The sequence below is a fragment of the Pseudogemmobacter sp. TB195 genome (genome assembly GCF_058313095.1).
Map to the genome: position 1 here is coordinate 1 of NZ_JBZEGG010000073.1, position 2312 is coordinate 2312.

At 61.6% G+C, this 2312-nt stretch carries 1 protein-coding gene; it reads left to right on the forward strand.

All coding sequences use genetic code 11. The features are described from left to right. The first annotated feature begins 438 nt into the window (after nt 1–438). Nucleotides 439–2256 (forward strand): SGNH/GDSL hydrolase family protein, encoded by a 1818-nt coding sequence (locus AC4FS3_RS28565; RefSeq protein WP_491023349.1) that lies wholly within the window; start codon nt 439–441, stop codon nt 2254–2256. Nucleotides 2257–2312: the final 56 nt, after the last annotated feature.

The following is a 2312-nucleotide window of genomic DNA, read 5'->3' on the forward strand; positions in this document are numbered from 1 at the left end:
AACCCGCTGGCGGGGAAGGCGGGTCAAGCCGATCTGGATGTGGTTCGGGCAACGGTTCAACTGGAATTGGGGTCGGCGGCGCAGCGCATTACTCTGGGTAAGATGATCGCTGGCTCTCAGGCGTCTGCCGGTTCGTTGCGCGCCCTACAGACTGAGTTGCCAGACGGCGCTTTCATCGACAGCGTTAAGATTGGTGTCGCGGGCCCCGGCACTGGTGAAATTCACATCATGTCTGTCGTGGCTGGCGTCCGTACGACAACCGCGATCTTTCCTGTCACATACGCTGCGGCGGGTGATGTAGTTTTCAGACTAGAGGCGCAGGCGGGTGTTCGCTCTTTTGTGGCCTTCAAGGAGATTACCGGCGGGCGAATTCGCGCTTGGACTGGTGACCCGGAGCCAGTCGGGTTCAGGTATTGGGATGCCGCGTCTTCCTTGGCCGTGGGGGATCATCCGGGTGGGGGGCTTGCATACAACACCGGGACCGCGGCTATTGAGGTCAGCTATCTTACGGTCGAAGGGGAAACCATCGTCGGGAGGCTGTCCGGCGCCGAGGCGACTATTGCTGTAGATTCACCGAAGACGCAGATCGCCGCTGACTATCTCGATGTTTCCTCGCTGTCCTATGACGAAATCACAGTCGGCATGGACAATACCTGGAACACCTGGGTCTCAAACAGCAATGCCTTCGGCCCGGCGGAGGCATCCCCCGGAGGCAGCCTTTCTCAGCTGGTGATGGATTTCGCCGGAGCGGGGCAGCACCTCTTGCTTGCGACCGATGCGAATAAGGTGGTGATCGCGACCCATACTCTTGATGTGTCTGCGGCTGGTCAAAAGACCTTTGTCGCGGGCGTGGATTATCCGCAGCTTCATATTCCGGTTGGTGGCCGGTTCTTTATCCGCCGACTTTCGGGATCGGGCGTCCGTTACAACGGCAGCAACGGCCAATGTGTCAGCACCAGCGCCTTTGCACAGGCCACCGAGGTCGGGCAGGTTCAGGACTTTGCCATTGTCAGCACCACATCGCTTGCGATCAAGGGTGTCTACCAGCGGCTCGCCCGCACCTTGGAGTCTGACCACCCGATCTTTCCAGCAGAGCTGATCCGGCAGGACTTCCAGAGCGGCGCTGGCTGGACACTGATCGGGGCCGAGGTCACCGGCGGCAGGCTTTCCAGCCTGGTCGCAGATGGTTGGGCAAATCGTTGTTTTCCGACCGGCTATGGCAGATCCACGCTGAGCCGCCGCACCCTGAGCGCGGTTGCTGAAATCTCTGCCGCCAATCAGGTCTGGGGGATAGGCTTCATCCGCAACCCGGATGGCTATCTGCTCAACTCGCCAGCAGCCATAGTGAACGGCACCAACGGCAACCTTGAGATCTACGAGTGGGATGGGGTCAATGCGCCGACCTTGCGCGTCAGTGAGCCGATCCCGTGGACGCTTGCCGGGTCAAAGGTGCGCCTCGACATCAAGCGGGTCAGGTTCGCGACCACGGTCACGCTTTTCAACCTGACCACCGGCCAGCAGGCTCAGATTATCCTCGACTACGCCGCCGGAACCGGGCGAACGACTGGCCGTCCCCAAGGCACCCCTTGCGCGATCTTCCTGCAAGCCACGGCGGGCGGGGTCAAATTCTCGCTGTTCCGTATGGTCGCAGATTATCCTTACCCCTCTGGCCGCCCCGCGCGGGTCATCATTATAGGAGACAGCAACGCCGAAGGTTCGCAGATCGGGCCGAATTATCACCTCGCCTGGCCCAACCGGATTGAGGATGAGCGGGCTGCAAAGGGCGCTCAGGATGTGGTGATCGCGGCGCGTGGCGGCGGCAGGTCAGAGGGGGCGCTGGCTGCGCTGCCGGAGCTGGTGACGCTTTGCGATCAGAATACGATTGTCATCATCGCAATCGGCACCAATGACGCCAATCTCGGTGGAGCGCTGGCCCCATGGCGCAGCAACGTCTCGGCGATGATCGCTCATTTACGGCGGCGCACCGGGCGCATCGTGCTTGCGTGCCTGCCACCCTTGGGCGGTGGCAGCGTTGCGACGCGCAGGGCGGAAATGAATGCCGATATCGTGTCGGGGTATTTCGGGGCGGATCTTCTGCCTCCGATCAGGCTGGATCTGGCGCTGTCGGCAAACAATGACGGAGCAACATGGGGCGCGGGAATGCAAATCGGGGACAATATCCACATTTCCGCCGAGACTGGCATGACGGCAGTGGTCGCCCGCGTTCGCCTCGACTGCCCTCAGGTGTTCGAATGACACCCGCACTCCCCAATACCTGACGTGCTGGCCCCGTCGATCCTCGGCGGGGCCGC